Genomic DNA, 17,556 nt, shown 5'->3' with positions numbered 1-17,556 from the left:
CCTGCTCAGTTGGGCCGGCCGAACCACCGGTTGAGTGCTTCGACGAGCCCCTCCGTGCGCGAAGCGGAGGGGGAGACCCAGGCGACATAGCCGTCGGGGCGCACAAGGAAGGCGTCCAGACCGTTGTCGCAGTCGTGCTGCTCGGCGGTGACCGTGGTGACACGGTCGGCCCAGCCCGCGGCGAGCTCCCGCAGGTGGGAGTCGTCGGTGAGGTCGAACAGGACGGCCTTGCCGGCCGCCAGCAGTTCGAAGTTGGTGGTCTTCTCGCCGTTGACCACCAGCTCCTCGTCCTTGAGACGGCGGCCGAGGAGCGGATGGTCGCCCTCGCCCACGTCATGGCGGATGTCCAGTCCGGTGACCATCCCGATCAGCGTCTTCTGGACGTCCTCGAACCCGGCCAGCTCGGTGAAGACGTCCAGCAGCGGGGTGATCTCGTCGCCGCCCAGGTAGAGGATGCGCTGGGCGAGCGTGTTGGTGAGCACCCGGGCGCCGACCGGGTGGCGCTCGGAGTGGTACGTGTCGAGCAGGCCCTCGGGAGCCTGCCCCTTGATCTCCAGGGCGAGCTTCCAGCCGAGGTTCACCGCGTCCTGCACGCCGGCGCTCATTCCCTGCGCGCCGATGGGCAGGTGGATGTGCGCGGCGTCGCCGGCCAGGAAGACCCGGCCCTTGCGGTACTCGGCGGCCTGGCGGCTGACATCGGTGGTGGTGGAGACCCAGTGCACCGTGGCGCCGCTGATGTCCTCGCCGGACAGGCGCTTGAACGCCTCGGCCACCTCGTCGAAGGTGATCGGGTCCGGGCTCTTGCGGAGCGGCTCGCTCCGGTCGAAGTAGACGATCCGGCAGCGCTCCGGGCCGAGCGGCAGCACCATGACCATGCCGCCGGGCACCCGCTCGCCGCTGAAGCGCGGGCGCAACGGCACCCCGCTGATGTCGGCGAACCGGAGCTCGATGGCCGGGTCGGTGCCCGGGAAGTCGATGCCCGCGAGCTTGCGCACCGCACTGCGGGCGCCGTCCGCGCCCACCAGATAGCGGCCGCGCAGCGTGGCCGGGCCCTCGGGCGTGGCCACCTCCACGGTGACCCCGTCGGCGCCGTCCTCCAGGCCCGTGACCTCGACCCCGCGGCGGACCTCGGCGCCCAGCTGCCCGGCCCAGCCGGCCAGCACGCCCTCGGTACGCGACTGGGGAATGCCCCGGGCTCCGTACGAACCGCCCTCGACCAACCGGTAATCGATGGACACTCCGCCGAAATGACCGACCGGAATGACGTCCACACCACCGAATCGCTCCAGCAGTCCGCGCTGGCCGAATTCCTCGATGGTGCGCGCCGAGAATCCCAGCGCGCGTGACTGCTGTATCGGCTCGGCAAGGCGATCGACGACAATCACGGACACGCCGTTCAGGCGCAGTTCGCCTGCGAGCATGAGTCCAGTGGGGCCGGCTCCCGCGATAATTACGTCCGCGTCAAAGTTATCCATCTACCCTCTTCCGACTGGCGTTTCTCCAGTATCCCGAGGGCCCAGGTGAGCGTAAATAGCTGCTAGTACAGGCCTTTGACAAGTACGTCAACTCTGCTACAGAGACTCTTGGTCAGAGGCCTGTCCCGGAGTCATCCTCAACCATGACCTCAAGCCAATCCACCGCCGATGTCGCGGGACTGCTCGACCGTTACCTGATCAATCTGGACGACGACAAGCTCGACGACGCCTGGGCCCGGGGGCTGTTCACCGAGGACGCCGTGGTCGAGTTCCCGATGAGCCGGCACGAGGGGATCACCGGCCTCGCCGAGTACCACAGCACCGCTCTGGCGGCCTTCGCCCGCACCCAGCACATCAACTCGCCCGCCGTGGTCGAGATCGACGGCGACCGGGCCTCTTTGCGCGCCAACATCGTCTCCACCCATGTGCACCACCCCTCCGACCATCCGGAGGACGCCGACCGTGACCCGATATTCGCGAACGGAAGCCTGGTGAGCGCCGAGGCCCGGCGCACCGCGGACGGCTGGCGCCTGAGCCTGCTGTCGCTGCGCATGATCTGGGTGACCGGCACCCCGCCCCGCAAGAGCTGAGCGGCGAGGACACACACAAGAGCGCGGCGGTACGGGGAGGACGCTCCCCGTACCGCCGCGCTCTTGCCGTATGCCGCTCCTCTATACGTCGAGGTCTATACGTTCAGGCTCAGCACCCGGTCGACCTGGATCTCGACCACCACCCGGCCGGGCGGGTTGGGCGGGCCCGAGCGGTAGCGCCGGGCGTAGCGCCGCGCGCCCTCGCTGACCCGCGCGGGCTCGTCCTGGACCACGGCGGTGCCCTCCAGGGTGACCCAACTGAACCCGGCCACCTGGCAGATGGCGACCCGCCCACCGGGAGCCGCGAGCAGATTGCGGGCCTTGCGGGACGAGACCACCGTCATCACCCGGGCGAGACCCGCCTCCGCGTCCCAGGTGAACCGCACCGGCGCCACATGCGGGGACCCGTCAGGCCGGATCGTGGTCAGCACGCCGATGTGCGGCTCCGTCAGGAATGCCTCCACCGACGCCGACACCTCCGGCGCACTCGTACGCCCCAGGGGCAACGACATCGTGTTCGTCCTTCCGTCTCAACTCTGCTACCAGGCCATTGTCAACACCCGGGGCCGACCTGGGGAACCGACTGGGCAACTGCGAACCGCATACCCCAACTGGCGGGAAGTCGGGGCTGGTTCAGTGGGTTACGGCAGGGCATAGTAGAGTCAAACGGAGGGAGGTTCCGTATGTCAACGTCAACGCCGGTCAGTGAGAGCGGTGGCCGCCGGCTCCGGGCTGACGCGGAGCGCAACCGGGCCCGGGTGCTGAACGCGGCGCGCGAGCTCTTCGCGGAACGCGGCGCCAACGTGTCCATGGACGAGGTGGCCCGGCACGCCGAGGTCGGCGTGGGCACGCTCTACCGCCACTTCCCCACCAAGGAGGCCATGGTCGTGGCGGCCTCCCAGCAGCGCTTCGGCGAGATCCTCACGTACTACCGGACGGTGTGCCGGGAGTCGGCGGAACCGCTGGAGGCGCTTCAGATGCTGCTCACCCGGGTCGGCGAGGTGGAGGCGCGCGACCGGGGTTTCGCCAGCGTCGTGGGCGGCACGCTCGGCTCCGAGGGCCCGCCCAGCACCATGCGCGCCGACCTGGAGGCCGAGCTCGTGGACCTGGTCGGCAAGGGCCAGGCCTCCGGCGCCATCCGCACGGACATCGCGGGCGCCGACATCCTCGCCCTGACCTGCGGCCTCACCTCGATCGTGCACCGGCGCAGCGGCGACTGGCGGCGCTATATCGACATCGTCCTGGACGGGCTGCGCTCGCGCCACACGCTGCCGTAACCCTGCCCGCCGCTCCCCCTCGGCGCCGGGGTTCGGGCCGGATGTCAGACCCGTCCTGTTGTATGGGGGCATGAACGACACGAGCACCACGGATCTGCGCACCCGGGCCGACGCCGTCCTGGCCCGCCTCGTCGGCGACCCGACGGGGGCGGCCAGGCTGCGCGAGGACCAGTGGCGCGCCATCGAGGCGCTCGTCGCCGAGGGGCGCCGCGCGCTGGTCGTCCAGCGCACCGGCTGGGGCAAGTCCGCGGTCTACTTCGTGGCCACCTCGCTGCTGCGCGAGCGCGGCAGCGGCCCCACCGTGATCGTCTCGCCGCTGCTCGCGCTGATGCGCAACCAGGTGGAGGCCGCCGCCCGCGCGGGCATCCGCGCCCGCACGATCAACTCGTCGAACACCGAGGAGTGGGAGACCGTCCAGGCCGAGGTGGCCGCGGGCGAGGTCGATGTCCTCCTGGTGAGCCCGGAGCGGCTGAACAACCCGGACTTCCGCGACGAGGTGCTGCCCAAGCTCTCGGCCGCCACCGGCCTGCTCGTGGTCGACGAGGCCCACTGCATCTCGGACTGGGGCCACGACTTCCGCCCCGACTACCGCAGGCTGCGCACCATGCTCGCCGAGCTCCCCCCGGGCGTCCCGGTCCTGGCGACCACCGCGACGGCCAACGCGCGCGTGACCGCGGACGTCGCGGAGCAGCTGGGCACGGGCGCGGACACCGACGCGCTGGTGCTCCGCGGCCCCCTGGACCGCGAGAGCCTGAGTCTGAACGTGCTGTCCCTGCCGGACGCCGCGCACCGCCTGGCCTGGCTCGCCGACCACCTGGACGAGCTGCCGGGCTCCGGGATCATCTACACGCTGACGGTGGCGGCCGCCGAGGAGGTCACCGCGTATCTGCGCCAGTGCGGCCACACCGTCGCCTCCTACACCGGCCGCACGGAGAACGCGGACCGCCAGCAGGCCGAGGACGACCTGCTCGCCAACCGGGTCAAGGCGCTGGTCGCCACCTCGGCGCTGGGCATGGGCTTCGACAAGCCCGACCTCGGCTTCGTGGTCCACCTGGGCTCGCCCTCCTCCCCCATCGCCTACTACCAGCAGGTGGGCCGCGCCGGCCGTGGTGTGGAGCACGCGGAGGTGCTGCTGCTCCCGGGCAAGGAGGACGAGGCGATCTGGAAGTACTTCGCCTCGGTCGCCTTCCCGCCCGAGGAGCAGGTCCGCCGCACCCTGGACGTGCTGGCGCGGGCGGACCGCCCGCTGTCGCTGCCCGCCCTGGAGCCGCTGGTCGAACTGCGGCGCACCCGCCTGGAGACCATGCTCAAGGTCCTCGACGTGGACGGCGCGGTGCACCGCGTCAAGGGCGGCTGGACATCCACCGGCGAGCCCTGGGTGTACGACGCCCAGAGGTACGCGTGGGTGGCCCGCCAGCGCGAGGCCGAACAGCAGGCGATGCGGGAGTACGCGGCGGCGACCGGCTGCCGTATGGAGTTCCTGCGGCGCCAGCTCGACGACGAGCAGGCCGCCCCCTGCGGCCGCTGCGACAACTGCGCGGGCGTCCGCTTCACCGCCGACGTCTCCGGCAAGGCGCTGGAGGCCGCCAAGGGCGAGCTGACCCGGCCGGGCGTCGAGGTCGAGCCCCGCAAGATGTGGCCGACCGGCCTCGCGGCGGTCGGCGTGGACCTCAAGGGCCGTATCCCCGCGGGCGAACAGGCCTTTGCCGGCCGGGCGCTCGGCCGCCTCTCGGACATCGGCTGGGGCAACCGGCTGCGCCCGATGCTCGCCCCCCAGAGCCCCGACGCGCCGGTTCCGGACGATGTGGTCGGCGCGGTCGTGACGGTCCTTGCGGACTGGGCCAAGGGCCCCGGCGGCTGGGCCTCCGGGAGCCCCGACGCCCCGCCCCGCCCCGCCGGAGTGGTCACGGTCGCCTCGCTCACCCGGCCCCGCCTGGTCGAGTCGCTGGGCGCCCGGATCGCGGAGATCGGCCGGATGCCGCTCCTGGGCCGCGTGGAGTACGGGGAGGAGGCCGCCGCCTCCCGTATCCCGGCCTCCAACAGCGCCCAGCGGGTGCGCGCGCTGCACCACGCCTTCACGGTGCCGCAGGAGTTGGCGCGCGCAGTGCGGGAGGCGGACGGCCCGGTGCTGCTCGTCGACGACCGCTCGGACACCGGCTGGACCCTGGCGGTGGCGGCGCGGCTGCTCCGCCGGGCCGGTGCGCAGGGGGTGTTTCCGCTGGTCCTCGCCGTCCAGGGCTGACCGGTGGAGCCAAAAGCGTGAGCGGGGGCGCGGCTGGGCAGGGATATGAGCGTCATACCCTCCGATTCCAGTCAGCGGCGCCATTTGCTCGTTGCCGCGTGCCCGTGCGCCAGCGAGAATTGGAGCCGTGCCTCGACGGCGGACCCGGTCTTCCGGGCCGTGCCGTGCTGCGCCCTCACCCGACTCTGCCCGCACTGTGGGCGCGTATCCGGAAGGGAGGACCGTGACCTTCGGATTCGCTCCGTCCACAGCCTCGGCAGGCGCGTCGTCCCTGATGTCGGCGGCCTCGGGGAACCGCCTCGCCAGGATGCTGGAGCCCGCGGAGTGGGCTTCGGCCGGGATACCCCTGCTGCGCAACCCCCGTGAGGTGGTCGGCGGTCTGCACACCCGGCACCGCCCGACCCCGTCGACGGCGGTGATCGCCGTCCTGGACCACGAGGAGCGCCTCGCCGCCAGCGCCTCGTTCGTACGGCGCCCGGTCGCCGCGGACGGCTGGGAGTTCCGCAACGCGCTCCTCGCGCATCTGCGCCGGGTGATCCCGCACGACCTGCGCCGCCGCACTCCGGTCCGTACCGCCGTCCTGCTCTACTGCCGTGACGGCGACGAGCGTTGGACCGAGGAGGACGGCGCCTGGATGTGGGGCCTGCGCGACGCCTGCACCCTGCACGGCCTGCGCTGCGGCGCGTACATCACGCTGACGCGCGGCGGCTGGCAGGTCCTGGGCGAGGGCCGCGGCGGCCGCCACCCCAACTCCACGACCCCACCGGGATCCCTGGCCGACACCGACCCCGCCCCCTTGCCGCTCCGCAGCGGCCCCGCGGAGACGCTCCGGAGGGTGGCGGCGCGGTAGGGGGCCGTGAGCCTGAGTGTCGCCTGCGGCCCGGTGGTGGGTTGCTCGCGCAGTTCCCCGCGCCCCTAGGTGCCCAGGGGCGCGGGGAACTGCGCGAGAAGAGGCCACCGGGCCGCGGACAAAGGCTGGGCGCCTCAGACCGCCGCGCCCAGCACGGACCGCACTCGCGAAGGGTCACCGCAGACGATCAGCAGCGTCCCGGCCCGCTCGCGCGCGACGGACAGCGCCGCGACAGCCGCCTCGTCCCCGCCGTTGACGGCGACGATCACCACGGGGCGGGCGGCCGCCCGCCCGAGGGAGGCGACCGACGCGTAGAACACGTCGTCGCGAGCGTCCTGCTGCGCCCAGTAGGACTCCTCGCCGAAGGACAGCTCGTGCGCCGCCCACGGATGCGGGTCACCGGTCGTGAGGACCAGGATGTCCTCCGGCGCACGCCCGGTGTCGAGCAGCAGGTCCACCGCCTCGCCCGCGGCGTCGAGCGCGCCGTCGGCCGGGGCCGGGATCAGCTGGACCTGCGGCCCGGCGGCGGCCTGACCGCGGGCCGCCTGGGGCTGAGCGGGGACGCCGGCGTGCGTACGCTGCGCCGGAGGCGTGGGCCGGGCGGGACCGGGAACCGGACGGCCGGGACGCGGTGCGGCCGCGGTACGCGGACCAGGAACGGGATGGGGGGTCGGCGCGGTGCGGCCGGCGGCCGGAGTGACGCGGGGACCCTGGGCGCTCTCGTGAATCTGAGGCTCCTCGGGGATGAGAGGCATGGGTAAAGGTCTATCAAACGCCGGTGAATGGGGCACCACCGGGTGGGCACAAAAGTGCGATCGGGGCGGAGTCTCCCCGTAAAGGGCGGGGAAAGTCCAGGGATTTCAGAAGTCGAAGCCGAGCTGGCCCCCGCTTTCGAGCGCGGCCGTCGCCGCCGGGACCCGGATCTTCTTCAGATGCCGCCAGCGCGGCAGCGCGTCGAGGTACGCCCAGGACAGCCGGTGGTACGGGGTCGGCCCCCGCTCCTCCAGCGCCGTCTTGTGCGTCGGCGAGGGATAGCCGGCGTTGTCGGCGAAGCCGAACACCTCGTACTCCCCCGCCGCTCCCACCAGTTCGGCCATCATCGCGTCCCGGCGCACCTTGGCGATCACCGAGGCGGCCGCGACCGCGATGCAGGACTGGTCCCCCTTGATGACGGTACGGACCCGCCACGGCTCGCCGAGGTAGTCGTGCTTGCCGTCGAGGATCACCGCCTCCGGCCGTACCGGAAGCGCGTCCAGCGCGCGGACGGCGGCGAGACGGAGCGCGGCGGTCATCCCGAGCTCGTCGATCTCCTGCGGCGAGGAGTGCCCGAGCGCGTACGACGTCACCCAGGACTCCAGCTGCCCGGCCAGTTCGAGCCGGCGCTTGGGGCTGATCAGCTTGGAGTCGGTCAGACCTTCGGGCGGTCGGCGCAGCCCCGTGATCGCGGCGCACACCGTGACGGGACCGGCCCACGCCCCGCGTCCGACCTCGTCGACACCGGCAATGATCTTGCATCCGGTGGTGGCGCGAAGCGAGCGCTCGACGGTGTGGGTGGGTGGTTCGTACGGCATGGCGCCAGCAAGGTTACGCCGCCCCGGCCGCCGAGGACACCCCGGCTCCCCCGCACCGGCCGACCGGGCCGCCGAAACGCCGTCCGGGTCGCCGGGGCGGGCCCCCGCTCACTCCCTCCCCGCCTGCAACAGCGGCACCATCACATGATCGATCATCTCCGCCACCGCCTCGTCCGGCCATTCGCTTCCGCGTACCTTCGCGCGGAACATCATCAGCCCGGGGATGACATCGAAGATCACTTCCGCCGTGGCGTCCGGCCGTACGTCACCCCGCTCGATTCCGCGCCGCACGGCCTCCCGGAAGAGCCGCTGGGCGGGCTCGACCAGGCGCCGCAGCACCATGCCGTGGAACCGGTCGGCGCTGGCGGCGTCGCACTCGTAAAGCACGGAACGCAGGGCGAACCCCGACCGCGAGTACATCGCCTCGCGCAGCCGCAGACAGAGCTGGTAGAGGTCCTCGCGCACCGAGCCGTGGTCGTCGGCGCGGTCCAGATCGGGGAACCCGGACCGCAGCGCGTCGGCCACCAGCTCCTCCTTGGACGACCAGCGGCGGTACACGGCCGCCTTCCCGGTCTGCGCGCCGGCGGCCACGCCCTCCATGGTGAGGGCGTTCCAGCCGACCGTGCTCAACTGCTCCAGGGCCGCGTCGAGGATCGCCCGCTCCAGGACGGGGCCCCGGCGGCGCGGCGAGACCTGGGGGGCCTCGTCGGCAGCAGTCCAGCGCGAAGTAGCCATCGTCTTCTCTCCGTTGGGGACGGGTCCGCCTCCCATGGTGGTGGCCACTCACCCGTTTGACCAGGCACGCCTGCGCGCACCCCCCGTACGGGGCCCGCCACTTCACCACCGGCCTGCCCCAACTGCCCTTAGTGAACGCTTGTGTTCACTGTTTCCCGCTCGCTAGGGTCTTCATAGTGAACGGTGGCGTTTCCTAGCACTCTCCGTACCCCAGTACGTCGTACGTCTCCAAGGGACCCCTGATGACGTCAGAGCAGATAGACGCGAAACCCGGCACCTCCGCACCCGAACCGGACCCCCCGCGCCCCGACCGCCGCGGCGTCGCCCTCGCGGTGATCGCGATGTGCCAGCTGATGGTGGTGCTGGACGCGACCATCGTGAACATCGCGCTCCCCCACATCCAGACCTCCCTCGGCTTCTCCACCAGCGATCTGACCTGGGTCATCAACGCCTACGCGCTGACCTTCGGCGGACTGCTCCTGCTCGGCGGCCGGGCCGGTGACCTGCTGGGCCGGCGCCGGATGTTCATCACCGGCATCCTGGTCTTCACCCTCGCCTCCCTGCTCGGCGGCTTCGCCCAGGAGCCCTGGCAGCTGCTCGCCGCCCGCGCCCTCCAGGGCATCGGCGGCGCCATCGCCTCCCCCACCTCGCTCGCCCTGATCGCGACCACGTTCCCCGAAGGCCCGGAGCGCAACCGGGCGTTCGGCGTCTTCTCGGCGGTCTCGGCGGGCGGCGGCGCCATCGGCCTGATCGCGGGCGGCATGCTCACCGACTGGCTCAACTGGCGCTGGGTGCTCTTCGTCAACGTCCCCATCGGCCTGGTCATCGCAGCCCTCGCGCCCCGCTGCATCCGGGAGTCCGAGCGCCACCCCGGCAGCTTCGACCTGGCCGGCGCGTTCACCTCGACCGGCGGCATGGCCGCGCTGGTGTACGGGTTCATCCGCGCGGCGGGCGAAGGCTGGCGCGACGGCTTCACGCTGGCTTCGTTCGGCGCGGCCGTCGTGCTGCTGATCGCGTTCGTCGCGGTGGAGCGTCGCTCCTCGCAGCCGATCACCCCGCTGAAGATGTTCGCCGACCGCAACCGCTCCGGTACGTACGTGATCATGCTGAGCCTCGCCGCGGCCATGTTCGGCATGTTCTTCTTCATCGTGCTCTTCGTGCAGAACGTGCTGCACTACAGCCCGGTCAAGGCGGGCGTCGCCTTCTTCCCGTCGACCCTGGCCATCGTCCTCGCGGCCGGGCTCGCCACGAACCTGCTGCCCCGGATCGGCCCCAAGCCCCTCGTGGTCACCGGCTCGCTGATCACCGTCGGCGCCATGGCCTGGCTGACCCTGATCGACCCGGACAGCACCTACACCGGCGGGATCATCGGCCCGCTGCTGCTCTTCGGCTTCGGTATGGGCCTCAACTTCGTCACGCTGACCCTGACCGCGGTCTCCGGCATCGCCGACAGCGAGTCCGGGGCCGCGTCCGGCCTGCTCAACACCACCCAGCAGGTCGGCGGCGCGCTCGGGCTCTCCATCTTGACCACGGTCTTCGGCACCGCCAGCCGCGACGAGGGAAAGACCCAGCTCAGGGACTTCCTCGCGCACGGCTCCCCGGAGCAGAAGGCCGCCTTCGCCAAGACCCACCAGCTCCCCGCGCCCTGGAGCGACGAGGTGCTGGCGCACGGCATCGGCACGGCCTTCATCGCCGCGGTGGCCCTGGTGGCCCTCGCGGTCGTGGTCGCGCTCTTCGTCATCCAGGTCCGCAAGAGCGACCTGGAGGCACTCAGCGGCAAGGCGGGGCTACCGGCCGGGTGATCCGCCCCCGGGGCGGCCGCGCTCAGCGCGCGGCCGTCGCCGGGACCCAGTCCGGCAGCTCCTCGGTCCGCGCCAGCCACTCGGCCGGCGGCGCCCCGTCCGGGGCCCCCGCGATCACCCCGCCGACGATCGCGCAGGTGGTGTCGACATCGCCGCCGACCTGCGCGGTCGTCCAGAACGCCGTCTCGTAGTCCCCGAGCCCGCGGGCCGCCGACCACAGCGCGAACGGCACCGTGTCGTGCGCGCTGGTCCGCCGCCCGCACCCGAGCACCGCGGCCACCGTGCCCGCGTCCCCGTAGTCCAGCATGTCCCTCGCCCGCCGCAGCCCCGCGCCGACCGCACTGCGCGGCACCAGCGCGACGACGCCGTCGAGCAGCGCCGCCGGGCTCGGCGGCCCCGCCGGATCGGCGGCCAGCGCGGCGGCGGCCGCCACGGCCATCGAGCCCACCACGGCCTCGCGGTGCTGGTGGGTGGTGTACGAGGAGATCTCGGCCTGGTGGGTCGCCTGCTCGGGGTCGTCCGCGTACCAGGCGCCCAGCGGCGCGATCCGCATCGCGGAGCCGTTGCCCCACGAGCCCTGCCCGTTGAAGAGCGCGGCGGCCAGCTCCCGCCAGTCGCCGCCCTCCCGGATCAGCCGCAGCATCCGGTTGACGGCCGGGCCGTACCCCCGGTCGAAGTCGTGGTGCTCGGCGAAGGAGCGGGCCAGCCGGTCCTGGTCGATCCGGCCGCTCGCGGCCAGGACGGCGAGGACCGAGCAGGCCATCTCGGTGTCGTCGGTCCACTGCCACGGGCCGGCGGGCAGCTCGCGCCGTTTGAGCAGCGGATAGTTCGCGGGGACGAAGAACTGGGAGCCCAGGGCGTCTCCCACGGCCAGGCCCCGCAGGCTGGCCAGCGCGCGTTCGAAGCGTGATTCGAGTGTGGAGTCAGCGGTCATCGCACACCCACTCTATCCGGTGATGCCGTACGGCTCGGGGACGCGCCACCGCTCGAACTGCCGGTCCAGGGTGTACCGCCCGTCCGGGCCGAGGAGCAGCGTCCTGGTCTCCGCGTTCCCCGGGTTGGAGAGCGACTCGAAGTCCGCCACCGTCCAGTGGAACCAGCGCATGCAGAACAGCCGCATCGTCAGCCCGTGGGTGACGAGCAGGACGTTCGGCGGGTGGTCGGGCGCCTCGAAGCTGCGGTGCAGACTCTCCAGGAACGACCCCACCCGGTCGTACACATCGGCCCCCGACTCGCCCTGCGCGAACCGGTAGAAGAAGTGTCCGTACGCGTCCCGGTAGGCCTTCTGGAGGCGGACGTCCTCGCGGTCCTGCCAGTTCCCCCAGTCCTGCTCGCGCAGCCTCGGCTCCTCCCTGATCCGCACCAGCTCCGGGTCGAGGCCGAACGCCTGGAACGTCTCGTGGGTGCGCCGGTAGGGCGAGACGTAGACGCTGACGCGCTCGCGCCCGAACATCGCGCGCAGCCGCTCCCCCGTCGCCCCGGCCTGGCGCCGCCCGGCCTCGGTCAGCCGCAGCGCGTGGTCGGGCTCGCGCTCGTACACGGTGTCATCGGCGTTCCCCTCCGACTCGCCGTGCCGGACGAGGACGATGCGACGCGGTCTTGCCATGGGTCAACCCTAGATCGCCGGTCTGACAACCGAGCAGCCGTACGGCCGCCATCCGGCGTACCGCTCACACCGTCCAGCTGGGGTTGAGGTCGACGACGGCCCCCGTCAGGCCCGCCACATCGGCCTCCGTCCCCGCCCGCAGCGCGAGCCGCTCCACCCGGTCGGGCCGGTACTTGCCGTGCTCGGCGGCCGAGCGCCACATGGACAGCACCAGGAACTCGTTGCCCGGGGCCTCGCCGAACAGCCCCCGCAGCATCCCCGGGGACCCCGCCATCGCCGGGTTCCAGATCCGCTCCTGGGCACCGGCGAAGTGCTCGACGCGGTCGGCGTGCACCCGGCAGTGCGCCACCCGCACCACGTCGGCGTCGGTGAAGCGCGGCTCGAAGCCGGTCTTCACGTCGAAGCGGTGGTCGAACAGGGTGGCGCGCGCGTCCTTGTACGTGCCGGCCTGCGCCACGGCGAGCCGGTGGTGGGCGCGCGCCATGAAGGAGTCGTAGAACGGGCGGCTCTCCCAGAAGGTGAACACGTGCGCCACATCCGGCCGCCCCCGGCTCCACCCGCCGCCCTGGCCCCTGAATCCCGGCTCCCCCAGCAGTCCCGCCCACTTCCGCTGCCCCCGGTCGAAGCCGGGACGGTCGACCACAGTGCAGCGAATCCACTTGACCAGCACCGCGCCATCGTACGGCCCGCACCCACGGCCCCGGCCCCACTCCGGCGGACCGGACCGCCACGCGCGCGTGGCAGCATGGTCGGTGAGCGGCTCACAACGGGCAGTCACGGGGAGGGGTTTGACGATGACCGGATTCAGCAAGGGCCTCGACAAGGTCGACGTGGCACTGCGGTGGGACCCGAGTCCCGTCGGCTCACCGCCCCACGACCTCGATGTGATCGCCGCGGTCTACACCGCGTCCGACCCGTACGGCAGCCCGGCCTATCTGGTGCACTTCGACAGCCGCTCCCCCGACGGCACCGTCTACCTGAGCCGCGACAGCACCACCGGAAAGGGCTTCGGGGACGACGAGGTGCTGACGCTGGAGTTCACCCGCCAGCCGGAGGCGCACGCCCGGATCGTGGTCGGCGTGGTCATCCAACAGCGCTCGGGCCGACTGGTCTTCGCCGACGTGGCCAACCCCGAGGTGCACATCCGCGAGGGCTACACGGAGCTGGCGCGCGACGACTTCTCCGCCGTCGCGCACTGCACGGCCGCGACGGTGGCGGAGTTCGTCAGGGGGCAGGGCGGCGCCTGGCAGTTCCGCCCGGCGGTGCGCGGCTTCGACCTGGACCCGGACGCCTTCACGGCCGCGATGGGCGCCCGGGCGGTCTGACTCCTACGTACGTAGTACGTAGGAGAAGCGCAAGGCTGCACCCGCCCTGAACGCCCGCGTGGGGACCGGCAGTTCACCGGTCCCCACGGGGCGGGGCCCACGGCCCCTCAGAAGCGCTCTCGCGGCGAGCGCCCTTGGTCAGCTGCAGCCGCTGGTCGAGCCGCAGCCCTCGCAGATGTAGCAGGAACCGGCCCGCTGCATCTTCGTACCGCAGGAGAAGCAGAGCGGCGCGTCGGCGCTCACACCGAGCTGCATCTCCACGAGCTCGGCCGAGTTGTGCACGGCCTTCACAGGCTCGACGACGGCCGGCTTCGGCGCGGCGACGGCCTTCAGCGTCTCCGTCTGACGGGGGGCGGACTGGGCCAGGCCCTCGACGTCCATGTCCTCGTCGTCCAGGGTCGGCTCGTACGAGCCGGTGTCCAGGTGACGCTGGCGCTCCTCGGCGGAGTGGATGCCGAGCGCCGAGCGGGTCTCGAACGGCAGGAAGTCCAGCGCCAGGCGGCGGAAGATGTAGTCGACGATCGACTGCGCCATCCGCACGTCCGGGTCGTCCGTCATACCGGCCGGCTCGAAGCGCATGTTGGTGAACTTCGAGACGTACGTCTCCAGCGGCACGCCGTACTGCAGACCGACCGAGACGGCGATCGAGAAGGCGTCCATCATGCCCGCGAGGGTCGAGCCCTGCTTGGACATCTTCAGGAAGACCTCGCCCAGACCGTCGTCCGGGTAGGAGTTGGCGGTCATGTAGCCCTCGGCGCCACCGACCGTGAAGGAGGTGGTGATGCCCGGACGGCCCTTGGGCAGACGCTTGCGGACCGGGCGGTACTCGACGACCTTCTCGACGGCCTTGCGGATCTCCGCCTCGGCCTTCTCGGTGACCTCGGCCTTCTCCGCTTCCTTGGCCGACTTGGTCTTCGCCGAGAGGGGCTGGCCGACCTTGCAGTTGTCGCGGTAGATCGCGAGCGCCTTGACGCCCATCTTCCACGCCTCGAAGTAGATCTCCTCGACCTCCTCGACGGTCGCCGTCTCCGGCATGTTGACCGTCTTGGAGAGCGCGCCCGAGATCCACGGCTGGATGGCCGCCATCATACGGACGTGGCCCATCGCGGAGATGGAGCGCTCGCCCATGGCGCAGTCGAAGACCTCGTAGTGCTCGGTCTTCAGACCGGGGGCGTCGACCACGTTGCCGTTCTCGGCGATGTGGGCGACGATCGCCTCGATCTGCTCCGGCTGGTAGCCGAGGCGGCGCAGCGCCTGCGGGACCGTGCCGTTGACGATCTGCATCGAGCCGCCGCCGACCAGCTTCTTGAACTTGACCAGCGCGAGGTCGGGCTCCAGGCCGGTGGTGTCGCAGGACATCGCCAGACCGATGGTGCCGGTCGGCGCGATGACCGAGGCCTGCGCGTTGCGGAAGCCGTTCTTCTCGCCCAGGCGCACCACGTCCTGCCAGGCCTCCGTGGCGGCGGCCCAGATCGGGGTGTCCAGGTCGTCCATGCGGACGGCCTTGGCGTTGGCGTCGGCGTGCTGCTTCATGACGCGCTGGTGCGGCTCGGCGTTGCGGGCGTAGCCGTCGTACGCGCCGACGACCGCGGCGAGCTCGGCGGAGCGCCGGTAGGAGGTGCCGGTCATCAGCGAGGTGATGGCACCGGCGAGCGCGCGGCCGCCGTCCGAGTCGTACGCGTGGCCGGTGGCCATCAGCAGGGCGCCGAGGTTGGCGTAGCCGATGCCCAGCTGGCGGAAGGCGCGGGTGTTCTCGCCGATCTTCTGCGTCGGGAAGTCCGCGAAGCAGATCGAGATGTCCATCGCGGTGATGACCAGCTCGACGACCTTGGAGAAGCGCTCGGCCTCGAAGGACTGGTGGCCCTCGCCGTCGTCCTTGAGGAACTTCATGAGGTTGAGCGAGGCGAGGTTGCAGGACGTGTTGTCCAGGTGCATGTACTCGCTGCACGGGTTCGAGCCGTTGATCCGGCCGGACTCCGGGCAGGTGTGCCAGTGGTTGATCATGTCGTCGTACTGGATGCCCGGGTCGGCGCAGGCCCAGGCCGCCTCGGCCATCTTGCGGAAGAGCGACTTGGCGTCGACCTCCTCGATGACGTCACCGGTCATCCGGGCACGCAGCCCGAACTTGCCACCGGTCTCGACCGCCTTCATGAACTCGTCGTTCACCCGGACCGAGTTGTTGGCGTTCTGGTACTGGACGGACGTGATGTCGTCGCCGCCCAGGTCCATGTCGAAGCCCGCGTCGCGCAGCGCGCGGATCTTCTCCTCCTCCTTCACCTTGGTCTCGATGAAGTCCTCGATGTCGGGGTGGTCGACGTCGAGGATGACCATCTTGGCCGCGCGGCGGGTGGCGCCGCCCGACTTGATGGTGCCCGCGGAGGCGTCGGCGCCGCGCATGAAGGAGACCGGGCCGGACGCGTTGCCGCCGGAGGAGAGCAGCTCCTTGGAGGAGCGGATGCGGGAGAGGTTCAGGCCGGCGCCGGAGCCGCCCTTGAAGATCATGCCCTCTTCCTTGTACCAGTCGAGGATCGACTCCATGGAGTCGTCGACGGCGAGGATGAAGCAGGCGGAGACCTGCTGGGGCTGCGGGGTGCCCACGTTGAACCACACGGGGCTGTTGAAGCTGAAGATCTGGTGCAGGAGGGCGTACGCCAGCTCGTGCTCGAAGATCTCGGCGTCCGCCGGGGAGGCGAAGTAGCCGTGGTCCTCGCCGGCCTTGCGGTAGGTCTTCACGATCCGGTCGATGAGCTGCTTGAGGCCGGTCTCGCGCTGCGGGGTGCCGACGGCCCCGCGGAAGTACTTGCTGGTGACGATGTTGACCGCGTTCACCGACCAGAAGTCGGGGAACTCGACGCCACGCTGCTCGAAGTTGATCGAGCCGTCGCGCCAGTTGGTCATGACGACGTCACGACGCTCCCAGGCCACCTCGTCGTACGGATGCACGCCGGGGGTGGTGTGGATGCGCTCGATACGCAGACCCTTGCTCGCCTTGGAACCCTTGGTGCGGGATCCTCGTGCCGGGCCGCTCGTCGTCTCTGTCATGCCGCCTCCCATACGCGGGCGAAAACGCCCAGAAGTGCCCGAATGTTCCCGTGGCACGGTGTGTGTCTTGTGTCCCGGCCGCCGCGCAGAGCGCCCGTGACAGGTCCTGGATTGCCGCCGATCGGCGACCGGGGTGCGCCGGTCAGTCGGCGGCGGTGGCGGGCGCGGGGACCTCGGGGGTCACTCCGGCCACGCGCGCGCCCGCGTCGTCCGCGGGAGGCCGTTGTTCGCGCAGTTCGGCGATGGCGGCCTCGAAGTCTTCAAGGGTGTCGAACGCCCGGTACACGGACGCGAAGCGCAGGTACGCGACGAGGTCGAGCTCCTGCAACGGGCCGAGTATGGCCAGACCCACGTCATGGGTGGTCAGCTCGGCGCTGCCGGTGGCGCGCACCGCCTCCTCGACCCGCTGGCCGAGCTTGGCGAGGGCGTCCTCGGTGACCGGCCGCCCCTGGCACGCCTTGCGGACGCCAGAGATGACCTTGGTGCGCGAGAAGGGTTCGGTGACGCCCGACCGCTTGATGACCATCAGCGAGGCCGTCTCCACCGTCGTGAAGCGACGGGAGCAGTCGGGGCACTGGCGGCGCCTGCGGATCGACGTGCCGTCGTCGGTGGTGCGACTGTCGACGACACGGCTGTCGGGGTGCCTGCAGAAGGGGCAGTGCATGAATCCCAACCCTCCTTCACAGCACGACTGAATAGCCTCGACCGGCCCGATCAGGCCCCGCGAAGCAGCCCCAAGCATAGGCGATGGCCGCCGCCCCAAGGACCAACGACCACAACTTCTGGGTGGCAGTGGCAATCCAACCACTAGATCTGGGGTTTCGCCGTCAACGAGCCACTACCGCGTGTCGCGGACCGAGCGCGCAGGGCGGGCTCCAGGACGGCTTGATTCCGGCGCGTGTCCGGACGGGCCCGGAGGGCGACGGATCATGACCGGCCGCGCGCCGGATCGCTCGCCGGGATCCTCCCGCCGGGCGCGCCCGGCCCCGGTTCCGGGCGACCGGGTGGCAGACTGGGGGCCCGGTACCGGCCATCGCGTCA

At 71.4% G+C, this 17,556-nt stretch carries 16 protein-coding genes; 6 read left to right on the top strand and 10 right to left on the bottom strand.

Annotated features, from left to right (window positions below; genetic code table 11):
• Positions 1-5: 5 nt before the first annotated feature.
• Positions 6-1,475 (bottom strand): FAD-dependent monooxygenase, encoded by a 1,470-nt coding sequence (locus tag ABD236_RS00245; RefSeq protein ID WP_344068135.1) that lies wholly within the window; start codon positions 1,473-1,475, stop codon positions 6-8.
• Between the two features lie 143 nt (positions 1,476-1,618).
• Between ABD236_RS00245 and ABD236_RS00240 the strand changes: the two genes are divergently transcribed.
• Complete coding sequence (locus ABD236_RS00240) at positions 1,619-2,065, top strand: nuclear transport factor 2 family protein (RefSeq protein ID WP_344068133.1); 447 nt, start codon at positions 1,619-1,621, stop codon at positions 2,063-2,065.
• A 95-nt stretch (positions 2,066-2,160) separates the two neighbouring features.
• On the opposite strand, the gene ABD236_RS00235 is transcribed toward ABD236_RS00240, so the two are convergent.
• On the bottom strand, positions 2,161-2,577 hold the full coding sequence (locus ABD236_RS00235; protein ID WP_344068131.1) for a pyridoxamine 5'-phosphate oxidase family protein: 417 nt from the start codon (positions 2,575-2,577) through the stop codon (positions 2,161-2,163).
• 171 nt (positions 2,578-2,748) lie between these two features.
• Between ABD236_RS00235 and ABD236_RS00230 the strand changes: the two genes are divergently transcribed.
• From ABD236_RS00230 to ABD236_RS00220, 3 genes are all read left to right on the top strand, one after another.
• Positions 2,749-3,342, top strand: a complete 594-nt coding sequence (locus ABD236_RS00230) for a TetR/AcrR family transcriptional regulator (RefSeq protein WP_344068129.1) — start codon at positions 2,749-2,751, stop codon at positions 3,340-3,342.
• A 70-nt stretch (positions 3,343-3,412) separates the two neighbouring features.
• On the top strand, positions 3,413-5,584 hold the full coding sequence (locus ABD236_RS00225) for a RecQ family ATP-dependent DNA helicase (RefSeq protein ID WP_344068127.1): 2,172 nt from the start codon (positions 3,413-3,415) through the stop codon (positions 5,582-5,584).
• 223 nt (positions 5,585-5,807) lie between these two features.
• On the top strand, positions 5,808-6,434 hold the full coding sequence (locus ABD236_RS00220) for a hypothetical protein (protein WP_344068125.1): 627 nt from the start codon (positions 5,808-5,810) through the stop codon (positions 6,432-6,434).
• Positions 6,435-6,568: 134 nt separating this feature from the next.
• Here ABD236_RS00220 and ABD236_RS00215 read toward each other — a convergent pair whose 3' ends face one another.
• The 3 genes from ABD236_RS00215 to ABD236_RS00205 all read right to left on the bottom strand — a co-directional run bounded on the left by ABD236_RS00215 (position 6,569) and on the right by ABD236_RS00205 (position 8,740).
• Entirely contained in the window at positions 6,569-7,189 is a 621-nt protein-coding gene (locus tag ABD236_RS00215) for a hypothetical protein (RefSeq protein ID WP_344068123.1), read from the bottom strand.
• 105 nt (positions 7,190-7,294) lie between these two features.
• Positions 7,295-8,005 (bottom strand): ribonuclease HII, encoded by a 711-nt coding sequence (locus ABD236_RS00210; protein WP_344068121.1) that lies wholly within the window; start codon positions 8,003-8,005, stop codon positions 7,295-7,297.
• Positions 8,006-8,113: 108 nt separating this feature from the next.
• Positions 8,114-8,740, bottom strand: coding sequence for a TetR/AcrR family transcriptional regulator (locus tag ABD236_RS00205; RefSeq protein ID WP_344068119.1), 627 nt, complete (start codon positions 8,738-8,740; stop codon positions 8,114-8,116).
• A 242-nt stretch (positions 8,741-8,982) separates the two neighbouring features.
• Here ABD236_RS00205 and ABD236_RS00200 point away from each other — a divergent pair, with 242 nt between their 5' ends.
• On the top strand, positions 8,983-10,542 hold the full coding sequence (locus ABD236_RS00200) for an MFS transporter (RefSeq protein WP_344068117.1): 1,560 nt from the start codon (positions 8,983-8,985) through the stop codon (positions 10,540-10,542).
• Between the two features lie 22 nt (positions 10,543-10,564).
• Here ABD236_RS00200 and ABD236_RS00195 read toward each other — a convergent pair whose 3' ends face one another.
• The 3 genes from ABD236_RS00195 to ABD236_RS00185 all read right to left on the bottom strand — a co-directional run bounded on the left by ABD236_RS00195 (position 10,565) and on the right by ABD236_RS00185 (position 12,818).
• The gene (locus ABD236_RS00195; protein ID WP_344068106.1) at positions 10,565-11,476 is read right to left on the bottom strand and encodes an ADP-ribosylglycohydrolase family protein; all 912 of its coding nucleotides are present in this window, start codon (positions 11,474-11,476) and stop codon (positions 10,565-10,567) included.
• 12 nt (positions 11,477-11,488) lie between these two features.
• The gene (locus ABD236_RS00190) at positions 11,489-12,148 is read right to left on the bottom strand and encodes a histidine phosphatase family protein (RefSeq protein ID WP_344068103.1); all 660 of its coding nucleotides are present in this window, start codon (positions 12,146-12,148) and stop codon (positions 11,489-11,491) included.
• A gap of 64 nt (positions 12,149-12,212) precedes the next feature.
• Positions 12,213-12,818 (bottom strand): YdbC family protein, encoded by a 606-nt coding sequence (locus ABD236_RS00185; protein ID WP_344068100.1) that lies wholly within the window; start codon positions 12,816-12,818, stop codon positions 12,213-12,215.
• A 124-nt stretch (positions 12,819-12,942) separates the two neighbouring features.
• On the opposite strand from ABD236_RS00185, the gene ABD236_RS00180 reads away from it, so the two are divergent.
• On the top strand, positions 12,943-13,473 hold the full coding sequence (locus ABD236_RS00180) for a TerD family protein (protein WP_344068097.1): 531 nt from the start codon (positions 12,943-12,945) through the stop codon (positions 13,471-13,473).
• 138 nt (positions 13,474-13,611) lie between these two features.
• On the opposite strand, the gene ABD236_RS00175 is transcribed toward ABD236_RS00180, so the two are convergent.
• Both ABD236_RS00175 and nrdR read right to left on the bottom strand, forming a co-directional pair.
• The gene (locus tag ABD236_RS00175) at positions 13,612-16,515 is read right to left on the bottom strand and encodes a vitamin B12-dependent ribonucleotide reductase (RefSeq protein ID WP_344068094.1); all 2,904 of its coding nucleotides are present in this window, start codon (positions 16,513-16,515) and stop codon (positions 13,612-13,614) included.
• Positions 16,516-16,657: 142 nt separating this feature from the next.
• On the bottom strand, positions 16,658-17,179 hold the full coding sequence (nrdR, locus tag ABD236_RS00170; RefSeq protein WP_344068091.1) for a transcriptional regulator NrdR: 522 nt from the start codon (positions 17,177-17,179) through the stop codon (positions 16,658-16,660).
• Positions 17,180-17,556: the final 377 nt, after the last annotated feature.

Origin of the sequence: Streptomyces crystallinus (assembly GCF_039521265.1) — a bacterium.
Lineage (GTDB): Bacteria > Actinomycetota > Actinomycetes > Streptomycetales > Streptomycetaceae > Streptomyces > Streptomyces crystallinus.
Note: the sequence above shows the minus strand (reverse complement) of the source record. Positions and strands in the feature narration are given on the sequence as shown.